Annotated in this window: 14 protein-coding genes; 4 read left to right on the top strand and 10 right to left on the bottom strand. The window is 68.5% G+C overall.

All coding sequences use genetic code 11. The features are described from left to right. Positions 1–3 precede the first annotated feature (3 nt). From coaE to AC3WXD_RS29365, 3 genes are all read left to right on the top strand, one after another. Positions 4–615 (top strand): dephospho-CoA kinase, encoded by a 612-nt coding sequence (coaE, locus tag AC3WXD_RS29375; RefSeq protein WP_020205784.1) that lies wholly within the window; start codon positions 4–6, stop codon positions 613–615. A 246-nt stretch (positions 616–861) separates the two neighbouring features. Then, a complete protein-coding gene (gene zapD / locus AC3WXD_RS29370; protein WP_492325222.1) occupies positions 862–1,620 on the top strand; it encodes a cell division protein ZapD in 759 nt (252 codons plus the stop codon). Positions 1,621–1,624: 4 nt separating this feature from the next. Next, positions 1,625–1,810, top strand: a complete 186-nt coding sequence (locus AC3WXD_RS29365) for a DNA gyrase inhibitor YacG (protein WP_029044199.1) — start codon at positions 1,625–1,627, stop codon at positions 1,808–1,810. A 119-nt stretch (positions 1,811–1,929) separates the two neighbouring features. Here AC3WXD_RS29365 and AC3WXD_RS29360 read toward each other — a convergent pair whose 3' ends face one another. The 5 genes from AC3WXD_RS29360 to AC3WXD_RS29340 all read right to left on the bottom strand — a co-directional run bounded on the left by AC3WXD_RS29360 (position 1,930) and on the right by AC3WXD_RS29340 (position 8,876). Then, entirely contained in the window at positions 1,930–2,361 is a 432-nt protein-coding gene (locus AC3WXD_RS29360; RefSeq protein WP_492325221.1) for an NUDIX domain-containing protein, read from the bottom strand. Then, the gene (locus AC3WXD_RS29355; protein WP_020205780.1) at positions 2,358–3,257 is read right to left on the bottom strand and encodes an ATP-binding protein; all 900 of its coding nucleotides are present in this window, start codon (positions 3,255–3,257) and stop codon (positions 2,358–2,360) included. The genes AC3WXD_RS29360 and AC3WXD_RS29355 overlap by 4 nt, the downstream gene beginning before the upstream one ends. Positions 3,258–3,354: 97 nt before the next feature. Continuing rightward, entirely contained in the window at positions 3,355–4,584 is a 1,230-nt protein-coding gene (gene argJ, locus AC3WXD_RS29350; protein WP_492325220.1) for a bifunctional glutamate N-acetyltransferase/amino-acid acetyltransferase ArgJ, read from the bottom strand. Between the two features lie 173 nt (positions 4,585–4,757). After that, positions 4,758–7,538, bottom strand: a complete 2,781-nt coding sequence (gene secA / locus AC3WXD_RS29345; protein WP_492325219.1) for a preprotein translocase subunit SecA — start codon at positions 7,536–7,538, stop codon at positions 4,758–4,760. Positions 7,539–7,931: 393 nt separating this feature from the next. Further along, complete coding sequence (locus AC3WXD_RS29340; protein ID WP_020206689.1) at positions 7,932–8,876, bottom strand: M23 family metallopeptidase; 945 nt, start codon at positions 8,874–8,876, stop codon at positions 7,932–7,934. 69 nt (positions 8,877–8,945) lie between these two features. Between AC3WXD_RS29340 and AC3WXD_RS29335 the strand changes: the two genes are divergently transcribed. Next, entirely contained in the window at positions 8,946–9,473 is a 528-nt protein-coding gene (locus AC3WXD_RS29335; RefSeq protein WP_020206688.1) for a hypothetical protein, read from the top strand. A 76-nt stretch (positions 9,474–9,549) separates the two neighbouring features. Here AC3WXD_RS29335 and lpxC read toward each other — a convergent pair whose 3' ends face one another. The 5 genes from lpxC to AC3WXD_RS29310 form a co-directional block, all read right to left on the bottom strand. Next, entirely contained in the window at positions 9,550–10,467 is a 918-nt protein-coding gene (lpxC, locus tag AC3WXD_RS29330; protein ID WP_020206687.1) for a UDP-3-O-acyl-N-acetylglucosamine deacetylase, read from the bottom strand. Positions 10,468–10,641: 174 nt separating this feature from the next. Then, positions 10,642–11,148: a peroxiredoxin gene (locus AC3WXD_RS29325; RefSeq protein ID WP_059413475.1), complete on the bottom strand. Its 507-nt coding sequence runs from the start codon at positions 11,146–11,148 to the stop codon at positions 10,642–10,644. 481 nt (positions 11,149–11,629) lie between these two features. Further along, positions 11,630–12,829, bottom strand: a complete 1,200-nt coding sequence (gene ftsZ / locus AC3WXD_RS29320) for a cell division protein FtsZ (RefSeq protein WP_020204728.1) — start codon at positions 12,827–12,829, stop codon at positions 11,630–11,632. A gap of 163 nt (positions 12,830–12,992) precedes the next feature. After that, positions 12,993–14,225: a cell division protein FtsA gene (gene ftsA / locus AC3WXD_RS29315; RefSeq protein ID WP_020204727.1), complete on the bottom strand. Its 1,233-nt coding sequence runs from the start codon at positions 14,223–14,225 to the stop codon at positions 12,993–12,995. After that, a complete protein-coding gene (locus tag AC3WXD_RS29310) occupies positions 14,222–15,091 on the bottom strand; it encodes a cell division protein FtsQ/DivIB (RefSeq protein ID WP_020204726.1) in 870 nt (289 codons plus the stop codon). The genes ftsA and AC3WXD_RS29310 overlap by 4 nt, the downstream gene beginning before the upstream one ends. Positions 15,092–15,113: the final 22 nt, after the last annotated feature.

Genomic DNA, 15,113 nt, shown 5'->3' with positions numbered 1-15,113 from the left:
GACATGCTGCAAATCGGACTGACCGGAGGCATCGGCTCCGGCAAGACCCGCGTGGCGGACCTGTTCGCCGCGCGCGGCGCCGCCCTGATCGACACCGACCTGCTGGCGCACGAGATCACCGCGCCGGGCGGGCTGGCCATTGCCGCGCTGGTGGCGGCCTTCGGCCCCGGCTGCCTGCGCGCCGACGGCGCGATGGACCGCGACGCCATGCGCGCGCTGGTGTTTGCCGACCCCGCGGCCAAGGCCCGGCTCGAAGCCATCACCCATCCGCTGATCCGCCAGCTGACCGAGGCCCGCGCCGCCGAGATCCGCGCGGCGGGCCGGCACCCCTACCTGATCTACGTGGTGCCGCTGCTGGTCGAGTCCGGCACCTGGGCCAGCCGCGTGGACCGCGTACTGGTGGTCGATTGCAGCGAGGCCACGCAGGTGGCGCGCGTGATGGCGCGCAACGGCTTCACGCGCGCGCAGGTCGAGGCCATCATGGCGAAGCAGGCCCGCCGCGCCGAGCGGCTGGCCCGCGCCGACGACGTGGTCGACAACGACGGCCCGCCCGAGGCGCTGGCGCCGCAGGTGGAGCGGCTCGACCGGCTCTACCGCGCGCTCGCCGCCGGCTGAGCGCCGAAGGAACCGATGGGGCCGCCCGGGAAGCCGATGCAGCCGATGGCGCCGATGGCGCTGATACGGCCGGCGGGAACCGGTGGCGCGGGATGCACCTTTAGTCGGCGCTTTCGTTGTCCTGCCACGCGGACTCGCATAGAATGCGCTGGATACAAGCGGGAAATGGTCCCATACTGGGCCCCGTAGCCAGCAACCCCGCCAGCAACGCCGCCCGCCAAACCGCCCTGCCGCCCGGACAATCACTTGATTCTGTACGAATATCCTTTCAACGAACGCATCAGGACTCTCCTGCGCCTGGAAGACCTGTTCGATCGCCTGGATTATTTCCTCGGCCAGGATCATGCCCTGCAGCACCACGTGGCGCTGACGACACTGTTCGAGATCATCGACGTGGCCGGCCGCGCGGACCTCAAGACCGACCTGCTCAAGGAACTGGAGCGCCAGCGCCAGGCGCTGGCCGCGCTGCGCGCCAACCCGCAGATCGACCAGGCCGCGCTCGACGCGGTCATCGGCGAGATCGAGCAGGCCATGTCGCAGCTCAACCAGGTGGTGGGCAAGGCCGGCCAGCTGCTGACCGACAACGAGTGGCTCACCAGCATCCGCAGCCGCGCCATCATTCCCGGCGGCACCTGCGAATTCGACCTGCCGGCCTACTACGCATGGCAGCATCGCCCGGCCGAGGACCGCCGCGCCGACATCCTCAAGTGGGCACGCCCGCTGGTGGCGCTGCGCATGGGCACCAACACCGTGCTGCGGCTGCTGCGCGAGTCCGGCCAGAGCGGCAAGGTCATCGCCACCGGCGGCAGCTACCAGCAGATGCTGTCGGGCCGCAGCTACCAGCTCATGCAGGTGATGCTCGACGACTCGCTGCTGGCCTTCATCCCCGAGATGAGCGCCAACAAGTACATGCTGTGGGTCCGTTTCACGCAGCAGGACGGCGACCTGCGCCCGCGCTCGGTGGATGCCGACATTCCCTTCCTGCTCAAGCTCTGCAATTTCTGAAGCGATGACAACCGTAGTCAAGTGCCCCACCTGCGGCAAGGATGTGGCCTGGGTGCCGGAGAACAAGTTCCGCCCGTTCTGTTCCGAGCGCTGCAAGCAGATCGACCTCGGCGCGTGGGCCTCGGAGAAATACGTGATCGGCGGCAAACCCGGCGAGGATCCGTCGGCGGAGCAGGACGACGAGGACTGAGGCGCGGCGTTGGCCGGCGTCTGCAGCGGTTCATACCGCCATCACGCATCGCCGGCCCGCGCCTGTGGTCACAGTCGCTGCGCCCCGCATGCCACCGGTTTGCCCGACGAAGCGCTGCCTTAGCGCCTGCCCTCGTCAGCCAGCCACGCCACCACCGGCACCGTGGCCGGCAACAGCGGTCCCACTTCGACCGGCGCCGACTGCCATGAGAACGCCTGCCCTTCGCGCCCCACCAGCTCGCCCGACCATGCCGTGACCTTGCAGAAATGCAGGCGCACGTAGGCGTGCGGGTAATCGTGCTCGAGCACCTGCCAGCGCACCGATTGCGACACCGCGATGCCGAGCTCCTCGTGCAGTTCGCGCGCCAGCGCTTCCTCCACCGATTCGCCCGGCTCGAGCTTGCCGCCCGGGAATTCCCAATAGCCTTCGTAGGGCTTGCCGGCCGGGCGCTGCGCCAGCAGGAAGCGGCCGTCGGGCTGCACCAGCACGCCCACGGCGACCTCCGTCACCTTGCGCGCGGTGCCGGCGGCGCTTTGCGGGGCCTCGCTCATGCCTGGCCTTCGGCCGAGGCGACGAACGGCTTGCCATGCTTGCCGCCCCAGTCGCGCGCGAACTGCCAGGCCACGCGGCCCGAGCGCGAGCCGCGCTCCAGCGCCCACACCAGCGCGTCGCCGCGCGCGGCGGCCACGTCCTCGTCCGAGCAGCCGAAATGCTGGAGCCAGTGGCCGACGATGGCCAGGTACTCGTCCTGCTTGGGCGGGTAGAACGACAGCCACAGGCCGAAGCGCTCGGACAGCGAGATCTTTTCCTCCACTACTTCGCCGGGATGGATCTCGCCGTCGTCGGTGTGGCGGTAGGTCTCGTTGTCCTTCATGTACTCGGGCAGCAGGTGGCGGCGGTTGGAGGTGGCGTAGATCAGCACGTTGTCCGACTGCGCGGCCACCGAGCCGTCCAGCGCCGACTTGAGCGACTTGTAGCCCGACTCGCCGTCCTCGAACGACAGGTCGTCGCAGAAGATGGCGAAGCGCTCCGGGCGCGCCGCCAGCTGCTCGACGATGTCGCCGAGGTCGCCCAGATCGTCCTTGTCCACTTCCACCAGGCGCAGGCCGTCCTTGACGAAGGCGTTGAGGCAGGCCTTGATCAGCGAGGACTTGCCGGTGCCGCGCGCGCCGGTCAGCAGCACGTTGTTGGCCGGCAGGCACCGCACGAACTGGCGCGTGTTGGCGACGATGGCGTCCTTCTGGCGCTCGATGTTCTTGAGGTCGTCGAGGTGGATCGGCGGCAGCTGGCGGATCGCCTGCAGGTAGCCGATGTTGCCGAACAGGCTCTGCCGCTTGCGCCAGCGGAATGCGACGGCCTGCTCCCAGTCGGCGTCGCTCAACTGCGGCGGCAACCATTGTTCGAGGCGGGCGAGGAAACTGTCGAGGCGGGAGGCGAGGTCGGACATGGCGGCTGGGCAGGAGAGGCGGGGAAAAACGGGAAAGCGGATCTTGGCGGGAAGCCGGGAGCGGCGCCCGCGCGGGCGCCGCTCCCCGGGGCAGAGCTTACGAGCGGTAGTCCGCGTTGATCGAAACGTAGTCGTGCGAGAGGTCGCAGGTCCACACCGTGGCGGCGGCATCGCCGCGGCCGAGCGCGACGCGCACGGTGATCTCGGCCTGCTTCATCACGCGCTGGCCGTCTTCCTCGCGGTAGTCGGGATTGCGCCCGCCGTCGCGCGCGACCAGCACGTCGTCGAGCCACAGGTTGACGCGTCCGACGTCGAGGTCGTCCACGCCGGCGTAGCCGATCGCGGCCAGGATGCGGCCGAGGTTGGGGTCGGAGGCGTAGAACGCGGTCTTGACCAGCGGCGAGTGCGCCACCGCATAGGCGATCTGGCGGCATTCGGCAACGTCCTTGCCGCCTTCCACGCGGATGGTCATCAGCTTGGTGGCGCCTTCGCCGTCGCGCACGATCATCTGCGCCAGTTCCTGCGCGAGGTCCGTCACGGCGGCGCGCAGCGCCTCGAAGTCGGCGCCCTCGGCGCGCTCGACGGCCGGCGCGCCGGCCTGGCCGCTGGCGATCAGCACGAACGAGTCGTTGGTCGAGGTGTCGCCGTCGATGGTGATGCTGTTGAACGACTGGTCGGCCGCGTAGGACACCAGCGCCTGCACCACGGGCTGCGCCACGGTGGCGTCGGTGGCGATGAAGCCGAGCATGGTCGCCATGTTCGGACGGATCATGCCGGCGCCCTTGCTGATGCCCGACAGCGTGACGGTCTTGCCGCCGATCTGCACGGTGCGCGAGGCGGCCTTGGGCTGGGTGTCGGTGGTCATGATCGACTCGGCCGCGGCCAGCCAGTTGTCCGGCTTCGCGCTGGCGATGGCGGCCGGCAGCGCGGCGGCGATGCGGTCCACCGGCAGCGGCTCCAGGATCACGCCGGTCGAGAACGGCAGCACCTGCTCGGCGGCGATGCCGAGCTGCGCGGCGAGCGCGTCGCAGGTGGCGCGGGCCGCGGCCAGGCCGGGCTCGCCAGTGCCGGCGTTGGCGTTGCCGGTGTTGACCACGAGCGCGCGGATGCCCTTGCCGGCGGCCAGGTGCTCGCGGCAGACCTGCACCGGCGCGGCGCAGAAGCGGTTGCGGGTGAACACGCCGGCCACGGTGCTGCCCGCGGCCACGCGCACCACCAGCACGTCCTTGCGGTTGGCCTTGCGGACACCCGCTTCGGCCCAGCCGAGCTCGACGCCGGCGACAGGTTTCAGGTTCTCTGCCAGCGGCAGGGGCAGGTTGACGGCCATGTGCGTTCCTCTATGCGTTCTTCGTTGCTGGTTGGCGGGCGCCAGGCCGGAGCGGAGCGCCCATGCGCAGCCCGCGCATCGCGGATTCCGCGCTTGTTGCCTGCGGATTCCGCACCGCCCTGACGAACATGCCCGCTTGCGCGGGCATGTTTGCTGACTTCACCGTGCGCGGCCTAGCTGAGCTTGCCGTGGCACTGCTTGAACTTCTTGCCGGAGCCGCAGGGGCACGGATCGTTGCGCCCCACCTTGGCCATGCCGGCGGTCTCGGCCGCCGCGGCGGCGTAGGCGATGCCGGCGCGCTCGGGCGCGGTGGCCGCCTCCGCGGCCTGGCTGGCCTCGTCGAACTCCTCATGCTGGTACTGCACGTTGCCGAGGTGCGAAAGGCCTTCCTCGATCTGCTCCGAGGCCTGCTCGAGCTGCTCCGGCGACTGGATCTGCACGTTGAAGATCACGCGCGTGACCTCGACCTTGATCAGGTCCAGCAGCCGCGCGAACAGTTCGAACGACTCGCGCTTGTATTCCTGCTTGGGGTCCTTCTGCGCATACCCGCGCAGGTGGATGCCCTGGCGCAGGTGGTCCAGCGCGGCCAGATGCTCGCGCCAGTGCGTGTCGATGCTCTGCAGCATGACCGAGCGCTCGAAGCCGGCGAACGACTCGCGGCCGACCTGGGCGACCTTGCCTTCGTAGCGCTCGTCGGCGGCGCGCACGATCAGGTTCAGCAGTTCCTCGTCCTCGATGCTCTGCGCGGCCTCGACCGTGGCGGCGAGCGGCACGTTGAGCGACCATTCCTCGCGCAGCTTGGTTTCCAGGCCGGCGATGTCCCACTGCTCTTCCATCGTGTCGGCCGGCACGTGGTCGCGGAACATCTCGACCAGCACGCTCTCGCGCAGGTTCTTCACCATCTCGCCGACGTCCTGCGATTCCAGGACCTCGTTGCGCAGCTTGTAGATTTCCTTGCGCTGGTCGTTGGCGACGTCGTCGTACTGCAGCAGCTGCTTGCGGATGTCGAAGTTGCGGCCCTCGACCTTGCGCTGCGCGGACTCGATCGAGCGCGTGACGATGCCGGCCTCGATCGGCTCGCCCTCGGGCATCTTCAGGCGCTCCATGATCGCGCGCACGCGGTCGCCGGCGAAGATGCGCAGCAGCTGGTCGTCGAGCGACAGGTAGAAGCGCGACGAGCCCGGGTCGCCCTGGCGCCCGGCGCGGCCGCGCAGCTGGTTGTCGATGCGGCGCGACTCGTGGCGCTCGGTGCCGACGATGTGCAGGCCGCCGGAGGTCTTGACCTGCTCGTGCAGCGACTGCCACTCGTCCTTGAGCTTGGCGATGCGCGTGGCCTTCTCGGCTTCGGGCAGGCTGTCGTCGGCCTCGATGAAGCCGGCCTGCTTTTCCACGTTGCCGCCCAGCACGATGTCGGTGCCGCGGCCCGCCATGTTGGTGGCGATGGTGATCATCTTGGGCCGGCCGGCCTGCGCCACGATCTCGGCTTCGCGCTCGTGCTGCTTGGCGTTGAGCACCTGGTGCGGCAGCTTGGCCTTGTTGAGCAGGCCCGAGAGGTATTCCGAGGTCTCGATCGAGGTGGTGCCGACCAGCACCGGCTGGCCGCGCTCGTAGCAGTCGCGGATGTCGCGCACCACGGCGTCGTAGCGCTCGTTCGAGGTCTTGTAGATCTGGTCCTGGAAGTCCTTGCGCTGGGCAGCCCGGTTGGTCGGGATCACCACCACTTCGAGGCCGTAGATTTCCTGGAACTCGTAGGCTTCCGTGTCGGCCGTGCCGGTCATGCCGGACAGCTTTTCGTACATGCGGAAGTAGTTCTGGAAGGTGATCGTGGCCAGCGTCTGGTTTTCCTGCTGGATGGTCACGCCTTCCTTGGCTTCCACGGCCTGGTGCAGGCCGTCGGACCAGCGCCGGCCCGTCATCAGGCGGCCGGTGAATTCGTCGACGATCACGACTTCGTCGTTCTGCACCACGTAGTGCTGGTCGCGGTGGAACAGGCTGTGCGCGCGCAGGGCGGCGTACAGGTGGTGCATCAGCGTGATGTTCTGCGGCGCGTAGAGCGACTCGCCCTCGCCGATCAGGCCCTGCTGCGCGAGGATTTCCTCGGCCTTCTCGTGGCCGGCCTCGGTCAGGTAGACCTGGTGGCCCTTCTCGTCGACGTAGTAGTCGCCGGGCTTCTCGACGCCGGTGCCGTCGGCCTTTTCCTCGCCGATCTGGCGCTCGAGCAGCTTGGGGATGCCGTTCATGCGCTGGTACAGGTCGGTGTGGTTCTCCGCCTGGCCCGAGATGATCAGCGGGGTGCGCGCCTCGTCGATCAGGATCGAGTCCACCTCGTCGACGATCGCGTAGTGCAGCGGACGCTGCACGCGCTGGCCCGGATCGTAGACCATGTTGTCGCGCAGGTAGTCGAAGCCGAACTCGTTGTTGGTGCCGTAGGTGATGTCGGCCGCGTAGGCCGCCGCCTTCTGGTCGTGCGGCATCTGCGACAGGTTCACACCCACCGACAGGCCCAGGAAGTTGTACAGGCGCCCCATCCACTCGGCGTCGCGCTGGGCCAGGTAGTCGTTGACCGTGACCACGTGCACGCCCTTGCCGGTGATGGCGTTCAGGTACACCGCCAGCGTGGCGGTCAGGGTCTTGCCCTCGCCGGTGCGCATTTCGGCGATCTTGTTGTCGTTCAGGACCATGCCGCCGATCAGCTGCACGTCGAAGTGGCGCATCTTCATGACCCGCTTGCTGGCCTCGCGGCACACCGCGAACGCCTCGGGCAGCATGGCCTCGAGCGACTCGCCCGCGGCGTGGCGCTGCCGGAAGGTCTCGGTCATGGCGCGCAGGTCGTCGTCCGACAGCGCCGCGAACTTCGGTTCCAGCGCATTGATCTGCGCGACGGTCCTGCCATATTGTTTGACCAGCCGTTCATTGCGGCTGCCGAAGACTTTCTTGAGAAGGCCCGTGATCATCGATTGCTTTCACCTACGCGAGAGGTCTGCCGTGGTACGCCGCTGTGCCATGCACCGGCGGCCTGGCCGCCGGTCAGGCCGGCAGCCCAGGGCGAACCGCGCGAGGAAATAGGAAGATTGGCGCAAAACGCCGAGTTTATCACGCGCGGGTGTCACGGCCGGAAGCGCGCGGCGGTCCGCGCGATGCGCAAACCACACCCCGCGGCAGCCGGGACTTGACGCCGTGGCGGCGATGCAGCGGCGATGGCGCGCCGATCGCGCGCCCGCCTGCCGACGCCGCGCCGGCCGCTCACCCCGCCCTCGCACCCCCTGGCCCGGACGCGCCCCGCGCACCCAGTTCCCTTCGGACATCGGGGCGGCCCCGCGGTTCTTCAACGGCGCGCCGGCGCCGCTTCAGCGGATGGCGGTGCGGTCGGTCGGCTCGGGCGCCTGGGCCAGCTGCGCGGGTGCCGGTTTCGCCACCGCGAGGAAGCGGCTGGGGTTCTGCGGCACGCCGTTGACGTGCACTTCGAAGTGCAGGTGCGCGCCGGTGGAACGCCCGGTCGAGCCGACCAGCGCGATCTGCTGGCCCGGCTTGACCAGGTCGCCGGGCTTGACCAGCATCTTGGCGCTGTGCGCGTAGCGGGTCTTGAGGCCGTTGCCGTGGTCGATGTCGATCAGGTTGCCGTATTCCGGGTGCCATTCGGCAGCCACCACCACGCCGCCGGCGGCCGCCACGATCGGCGTGCCGGCCGGCGCGGAGAAGTCCACGCCGTCGTGCGGGGTGCGGCGCCCCGTGAACGGGTCGAAGCGCCAGCCGAAGCCCGAGGCGTCGTAGCCGGACGCCACCGGCAGCACGCGCGGCACGCGGCGGTCCTCGCTCTGGCGGTCCAGCAGCGTGGTCGCCACCACGTCGAGATAGTCGGCATGCTGCTCGGCCTGGTCGGACAGGCGCGCCAGCGCCAACTGCAGCTCCGTCAGGCTGGGCGCACGCGACTGGGCCGTGGGCGCGAGGCCGCCGCGCCCGGGCGGCTGGCGGAAGTCGAACTCCTTCGGCGCGATGCCGGCCAGGCCCGAGACCCGCTCGCCCAGCGCGTCCAGCCGCACCATGCGGGCCTGGATCTCGCCCACGCGGGCGGCCAGCACATTGAGGTTGGCACGCAGGTAGGCGTCGTCGCCGGGCGCGCGCGCCGGCGCGCCGGACCCGGCCAGCCCCGCGCGCGCGGCGAACCAGGTCAGCGCCGACGAGGTCAGCGCGACCAGCAGGCACAGCAGCAGCACGGCGGCGGCCAGCCGCCCGCGCGACAGCGTGAAATGGCGCACCTGCGGCAGGCGCGGATGAAGCACGATGATCTGCATGAGGCGGCTCCCTTCTCCCAATGCAAGGCCCGGCGCCGCACGCAAGCGGCGGCACGCTAGAATGCGCGCATGCGCATGTTCACCCACCACGCCCTCCAGACGCCCGCCGCCAAGCCGCTCAACGACTGGCTGGCCAAGGCCGGCCCGGTTTCCGCCCTGATGCAGACGGCGCGGGAACTGGCTGTGCTGGAAACTGAGGTGCTGTCGCTCCTGCCTCGCGGACTGCAGGACGGCATCGCCGTGGCAGGCGTCAAGCAGGACGCCCGCGCCATCGGGCAAGGCCAGGGGGAGCGGACACTGCTGTTGCTGGCGGCGCATGGCGCCGCCGCGGCACGGGTAAGACAGGTGGTGCCGACGCTACTTGGAAGACTGCAACAGCGGGGCTCGCAGATTACCGCAATCCGGGTGCGCGTTCAACCGGACGTGGGCCGCCAGGGGGACTGGGACACCGGGCCGGTGGAGCGGCCGAGGAACGGCAGGATGTCGGCCACCGGGCTGGCGAGCCTGGACCAGCTCACGCGCGACCTGCCCGATTCGCCGCTGCGCGACGCGCTGAAGACGCTGCTGTCGCATCACGGTCCGGGGCCGAAGGGCTGAAAGACGGTATCCCCAGCATGAAAAAAAGCCGGTCGAGCGACCGGCTTTCTCTTTGCGGCGCCAGGACGCCCGCGGCTTACGCGAATGCCGGCTGCAACTGCGGCAGGAAGGCCGGCGGCGCGTCCTCGACGCGCTCGAACGTGACCATCTCGTAGGCTTCCTGATCGGCCAGCAGGGCGCGCAGCAGCTGGTTGTTGAGGCCGTGGCCGGACTTGTTGGCGATGTAGGCGCCGATCAGCGGATGGCCGATCACGTAGAGGTCGCCGATCGCGTCCAGGATCTTGTGGCGCACGAACTCGTCGCCGTAGCGCAGTTCCTCGTTGTTCAGCATGCGGTGCTCGTCGAGCACGATGGCGTTGTCGAGGCTGCCGCCGCGCGCCAGTCCCATCTCGCGCAGCGCCTCGACCTCATGGGCGAAGCCGAAGGTGCGCGCGCGCGCGATCTCGCGCACGTAGCTGGTGTCGGCGAAGTCGATGGCGAAAGTCTGGCCGGTCTTGTCCACCGCCGGGTGGCGGAAATCGATGGTGAAGGCCAGCTTGAAGCCGAAGAACGGCTCGAGGCGGGCCAGCTTGTCGCCCTCGCGCACTTCCACGGCCTTCTTCACGCGGATGAAGCGTTTGGGAGCGGACTGCTGCTCGATCTCGGCGGATTGCAGCAGGAACACGAAGGACGCGGCGCTGCCGTCCATGATGGGGATTTCTTCCGCGTCGACGTCCACGTACAGGTTGTCGATGCCGAGGCCCGCGCAGGCGGACATCAGGTGCTCCACGGTGGAAACCCGCGCGCCGTCCTTCTGCAGGACCGAAGCCAGGCGGGTGTCGCCGATGGCGCCGGCGCTCGCGGGGATCTCGACGGCCTCGGGCAGGTCCACGCGGGTGAACACGATGCCGGTGTCTGCCGGGGCGGGGCGCAGCGTCAGCGTCACTTTACGGCCCGAGTGCAAGCCAATGCCTACGGTCTTGACCAGGGATTTGATGGTGCGCTGTTTGAGCATGACGTTCTCAGCTATTATTAAAATCTATTGACTGAACTTACTGATACAGCGATTTTACCATCGCTTCGTTTGCTGCGCTGCGCCACTTTGTTTCGGCCTGTTAGTGGCGTAAGAATTCACCCCCGCAAGTCTAACTTGCGTCACTCGCGAGGGTCGAATTGTCACAATCGCGTATTAAGCGCGCAACGCCGCCAGCACCGCTTCGGCGCTGCTGACCTTGAATTCGCCGGGCGCCTCGACCCACAGGCCAGTCACCACGCCGTCTTCCATCACCATCGCGTAGCGCTTGGAGCGCACGCCCATGCCGCGCGCGGTCAGGTCCATATCCAGCCCCAGCTTGCGCGTCCATTCGGCGCTGCCGTCGCCCATCATGCGCACCTTGCCGGCGGTGTTCTGCTCGCGGCCCCAGGCGCCCATCACGAAGGCGTCGTTGACCGAGACGCACCACACCTCGTCCACGCCGGCGGCGCGCAGCGCCTCGGCCTGGGCGACGTAGCCCGGCACGTGCTTGGCCGAGCAGGTCGGCGTGAAGGCGCCGGGCAGCCCGAACACCACGATCTTGCGGCCGCGCGCCAGTTCCGCCACCGAAAAGGCGTTGGGCCCGAGGCTGCAGCCGCCGGTCTCGGTGTCGAAGAATTCGTTCAGCGTGGCGTCGGGCACACGCGCTCCTGTTTCGATCATGCTGTCTCTCTTCCTGTCTCGGTAAAAACCCTGTCTAGCATCATAGTGCGCGCACCTGCCGCGCCCAAGGCGAAGCCTGTGCGCCGCGGTGCCGGCGCGCTTGGGCGGGGGCCCGATGCGATTCCAGTGCGACTCTAAACCTTAACCCCGGCGCGTGCTTGAAACGGCGCCGCGGGCGCGGTGCCGCAGCGGGGCTGAAAAATGCAACGCGCGCGGCGATCTTGCGATCGCCGCGCGGACGACGGCACATCCCGGCCGGGAGGGCGGGAGACCAGTCCGGGGAGGCGGCCGGTGGCACGCCTGTCCCGGCGACGGGATGCGAGCTGAGGGCGTCAGCGCGGGCGCGGGCCGGCTGGCTGCCGAGCCGGGCGCAGCCACGGGGCGCGACACGGGCGGATAGGGAGCGCCTGCGTGTCTTGCTGTTCCGTGGCCGCGGCCCGGCGGGCAGCCGGCCTGAAGGCCTGCACCTTGCCGTGCCGACTCAGTCCGCCTGCTTGCGCAGGAAGGCGGGGATATCGTAGGTATCCACACCCTTCTCCTGCAGCGCGGCGACGTGGGCGGACGCCGATTCGCGCGAGCTGCGCCACACCGCCGGCGTGTCCAGGTTGCTGTAGTCCGGCGCGTTGCTGTGGCCCGCGTTCACGGTGTTGGTCATGTTGCCCATCATCTGCACCGGCATGTTGTCGGTGCCGGTCTTGAGCAGGGTCATCGGCTGCTGCTTCTTGGCCGAGCGGCCCAGGCCCGTGGCCACCACGGTCACGCGCAGCGCGTCGCCCATCGAGTCGTCGTACACCGTGCCGAAGATCACCGTGGCATCTTCCGCGGCGTAGCTGCGGATGGTGTTCATGACTTCCTTGGTCTCGGACAGCTTGAGCGAGCGGCTGGCGGTGATGTTGACCAGCACGCCGCGCGCGCCGGACAGGTCCACGCCTTCGAGCAGCGGGCTGGCCACGGCCTGCTCGGCGGCCAGGCGGGCGCGGTCCACGCCCGACACGGTGGCCGTGCCCATCATGGCCTTGCCCTGCTCGCCCATGACCGTCTTCACGTCTTCGAAGTCGACGTTCACCAGGCCATCGACATTGATGATCTCGGCGATGCCGGCCACGGCGTTGTGCAGCACGTCGTCGGCGCACTGGAAGCACTTGTCCATCTCGGCGTCGTCGCCCATCACCTCGAACAGCTTCTCGTTGAGCACCACGATCAGCGAGTCGACGCTGGACTCCAGCTCGCTCGAGCCGGACTCCGCCACCTTGGCGCGGCGCGCGCCTTCGAACTCGAACGGCTTGCTGACCACGCCCACGGTCAGGATGCCCATTTCCTTGGCCACCTGCGCCACGATCGGGGCGGCGCCGGTACCGGTGCCGCCACCCATGCCGGCAGTGATGAAGACCATGTGCGCGCCGCGCAGCGAGTCGGCGATCTGCTCGCGCGCCTGCTCGGCGCAGTTGCGGCCCACTTCCGGCTTGGCGCCGGCGCCCAGGCCGGTGTTGCCGAGCTGCAGCACGCGCGAGGCGGAAGAGCGCTTGAGCGCCTGGGCGTCGGTGTTCATGCAGATGAATTCGACGCCTTGCACGCCGCGGCTGATCATGTGCTGCACGGCGTTGCCGCCCGCGCCGCCCACGCCCACCACCTTGATGATGGTGCCGTCCTGCATTTCCGTTTCGATCATGTCAAAGTCCATCACTGCCTCCAAGAAGAATCAGCTGCCAAACGCTGCGGCCTCCCCGCCGCAACCCTTGGCTACTGAACAAGAAACCATCAAAAAGAACTGCCTGTTTCAACGGCCCGCCCCCGATCCGGTGGACAGCGCCGTCAATCTTTCAACATCCCGCGCGCCGGCAATATCAGAAATTGCCGACGAACCATTCCTTCATGCGGCCCCACACATGCTTGACGGAGCCGCTCTGCACCGCCACCCGGCGCCCGCGCATGCGCTGCACGCGGCCTTCGAGCAGTAGTCCCATTACGGTCGAATAGCGCGGACTCTTTACCACTTCGTGCAAATTTCCGCGATATTCCGGCACGCCGACCCGAACCGGTTTGAGGAAAATGTCCTCGCCCAGTTCCACCATGCCCGGCATCATCGCCGTGCCACCGGTGATCACCACGCCCGAGGACAGCAGTTCCTCGTAGCCCGATTCGCGCACCACCTGGTGCACCAGCGAGTAAAGCTCCTCGATGCGCGGCTCGATCACCGCAGCCAGCGCCTGCCGGCTCAGCGTGCGGGTGCCGCGGTCGCCCACGCCGGGGACCTCGATCATGTCCTCCGGGTCGGCGATGGCCTGCTTGGCGATGCCGTACTGGATCTTGATGTCCTCGGCATCGGGCGTGGGCGTGCGCAGCGCCATCGCGATGTCGTTGGTGATCTGGTCGCCGGCGATGGGGATCACGGCGGTGTGCCGGATCGCGCCTTCGCTGAAGATGGCGATGTCGGTGGTGCCGCCGCCGATGTCGACCAGCACCACGCCGAGCTCCTTCTCGTCCTCGGTCAGCACCGCCAGGCTCGAGGCCAGCGGCTGCAGGATCAGGTCGTGCACCTCCAGCCCGCAGCGGCGCACGCACTTGACGATGTTCTGCGCCGCGCTGACCGCGCCGGTGACGATATGCACCTTCACCTCCAGCCGGATGCCGCTCATGCCGATCGGCTCGCGCACGTCTTCCTGGCCGTCGATGATGAATTCCTGCGTCAGGATGTGCAGGATCTGCTGGTCGGTCGGGATGTTGACCGCCTTGGCGGTCTCGATCACGCGTGCCACGTCGGTCTGCGTGACCTCCTTGTCCTTGATCGCCACCATGCCGCTGGAGTTGAAGCTGCGGATGTGGCTGCCGGCGATGCCGGTGAAGACCTCGGAAATCTTGCAGTCGGCCATCAGCTCGGCCTCCTCCAGCGCGCGCTGGATGGACTGCACGGTGGCCTCGATATTGACCACGACCCCCTTCTTCAGACCCTTGGACTCCGACTGGCCCATCCCGATCACTTCATAGCTGCCGTCGGGGCGCAGTTCCGCCACCACCGCGGCCACCTTGGAAGTGCCGATATCGAGACCGACCAACAGGTCCTTGTATTCCTTGCTCATCGGGTTTTCTCCGCGTTCTTGCTCTTGAGTCGCGTCGGATTGTTTGTCGGATTGCTTGCCGCGGGCGCGCGGGCCTTGGCGGCCGCCGCGGCCTGCGCATCGGTCAGGAACCGCACGTTGGCCGCGCGGATGGCAAATCCGTTCGGATAACGCAGGTCCGCGTATTCGATCTGCTTGCCCCACTGCTCCGTGACCTGGGGCCAGGCCACCACGAACCGCTTCACGCGCTGCGCCATCGCATCGCGCTCTTCATCGTTCTGCTCGCGCCCGAGCTCGATCACCATGCCGTTGGACAGCCGCGTGCGCCAGGCGTAGCGCTGTGACAGCGTGACCGCCAGCGGCTCGACCTTGAGCGGCTTGAACCATTCGCGCATGACCTCGAGCTTGTCCACCACGTCGGACTCGCTGTCGGGCGGGCCGTCCAGCGCGAGCAGCTGCGCGTCTTCCTCGGCCTCGGCCGGGTTGGCCACGAAGATCTCGCCGTAGGTGTTGATCAGGCGCCCGCCGTCGGCATTACCCCAGGTGCCGAGCGCCTCGTGCTCCTCGACCTCGACCGCCAGGCCGTTGGGCCATTCGCGCCGCACGCTGGCGCGCCGCACCCAGGGCACGGACTCGAAACTCTGGCGCGCCTCGTTGAGGTCGAGCGTGAAGAAGTTGCCGCTCAGCTTGCCCAGCGCGTTGGCGCGCACGCCCGGCGCGTTGACGTGGCGCAGCGTGCCGCCCGCCATCGCCGACAGCTCCACGTGCGTGATGGCGAACACCGGCCGCTGCGCCAGCCACAGCAGGCCGGCAGCGAACGCCATCAGCGCCACCAGCGCGTACAGCGTGGAGGCGATCAGGTTGAGCAGGCGGGTGTTGTGCCACATGGCTTGGGGCGTTTCCGTTCGG

It is taken from the genome of Cupriavidus sp. FW216-B1, assembly GCF_058789195.1.
The sequence above is the reverse complement of the archived record's forward strand: the minus strand, read 5'-3'. Positions and strand labels throughout refer to the sequence as shown.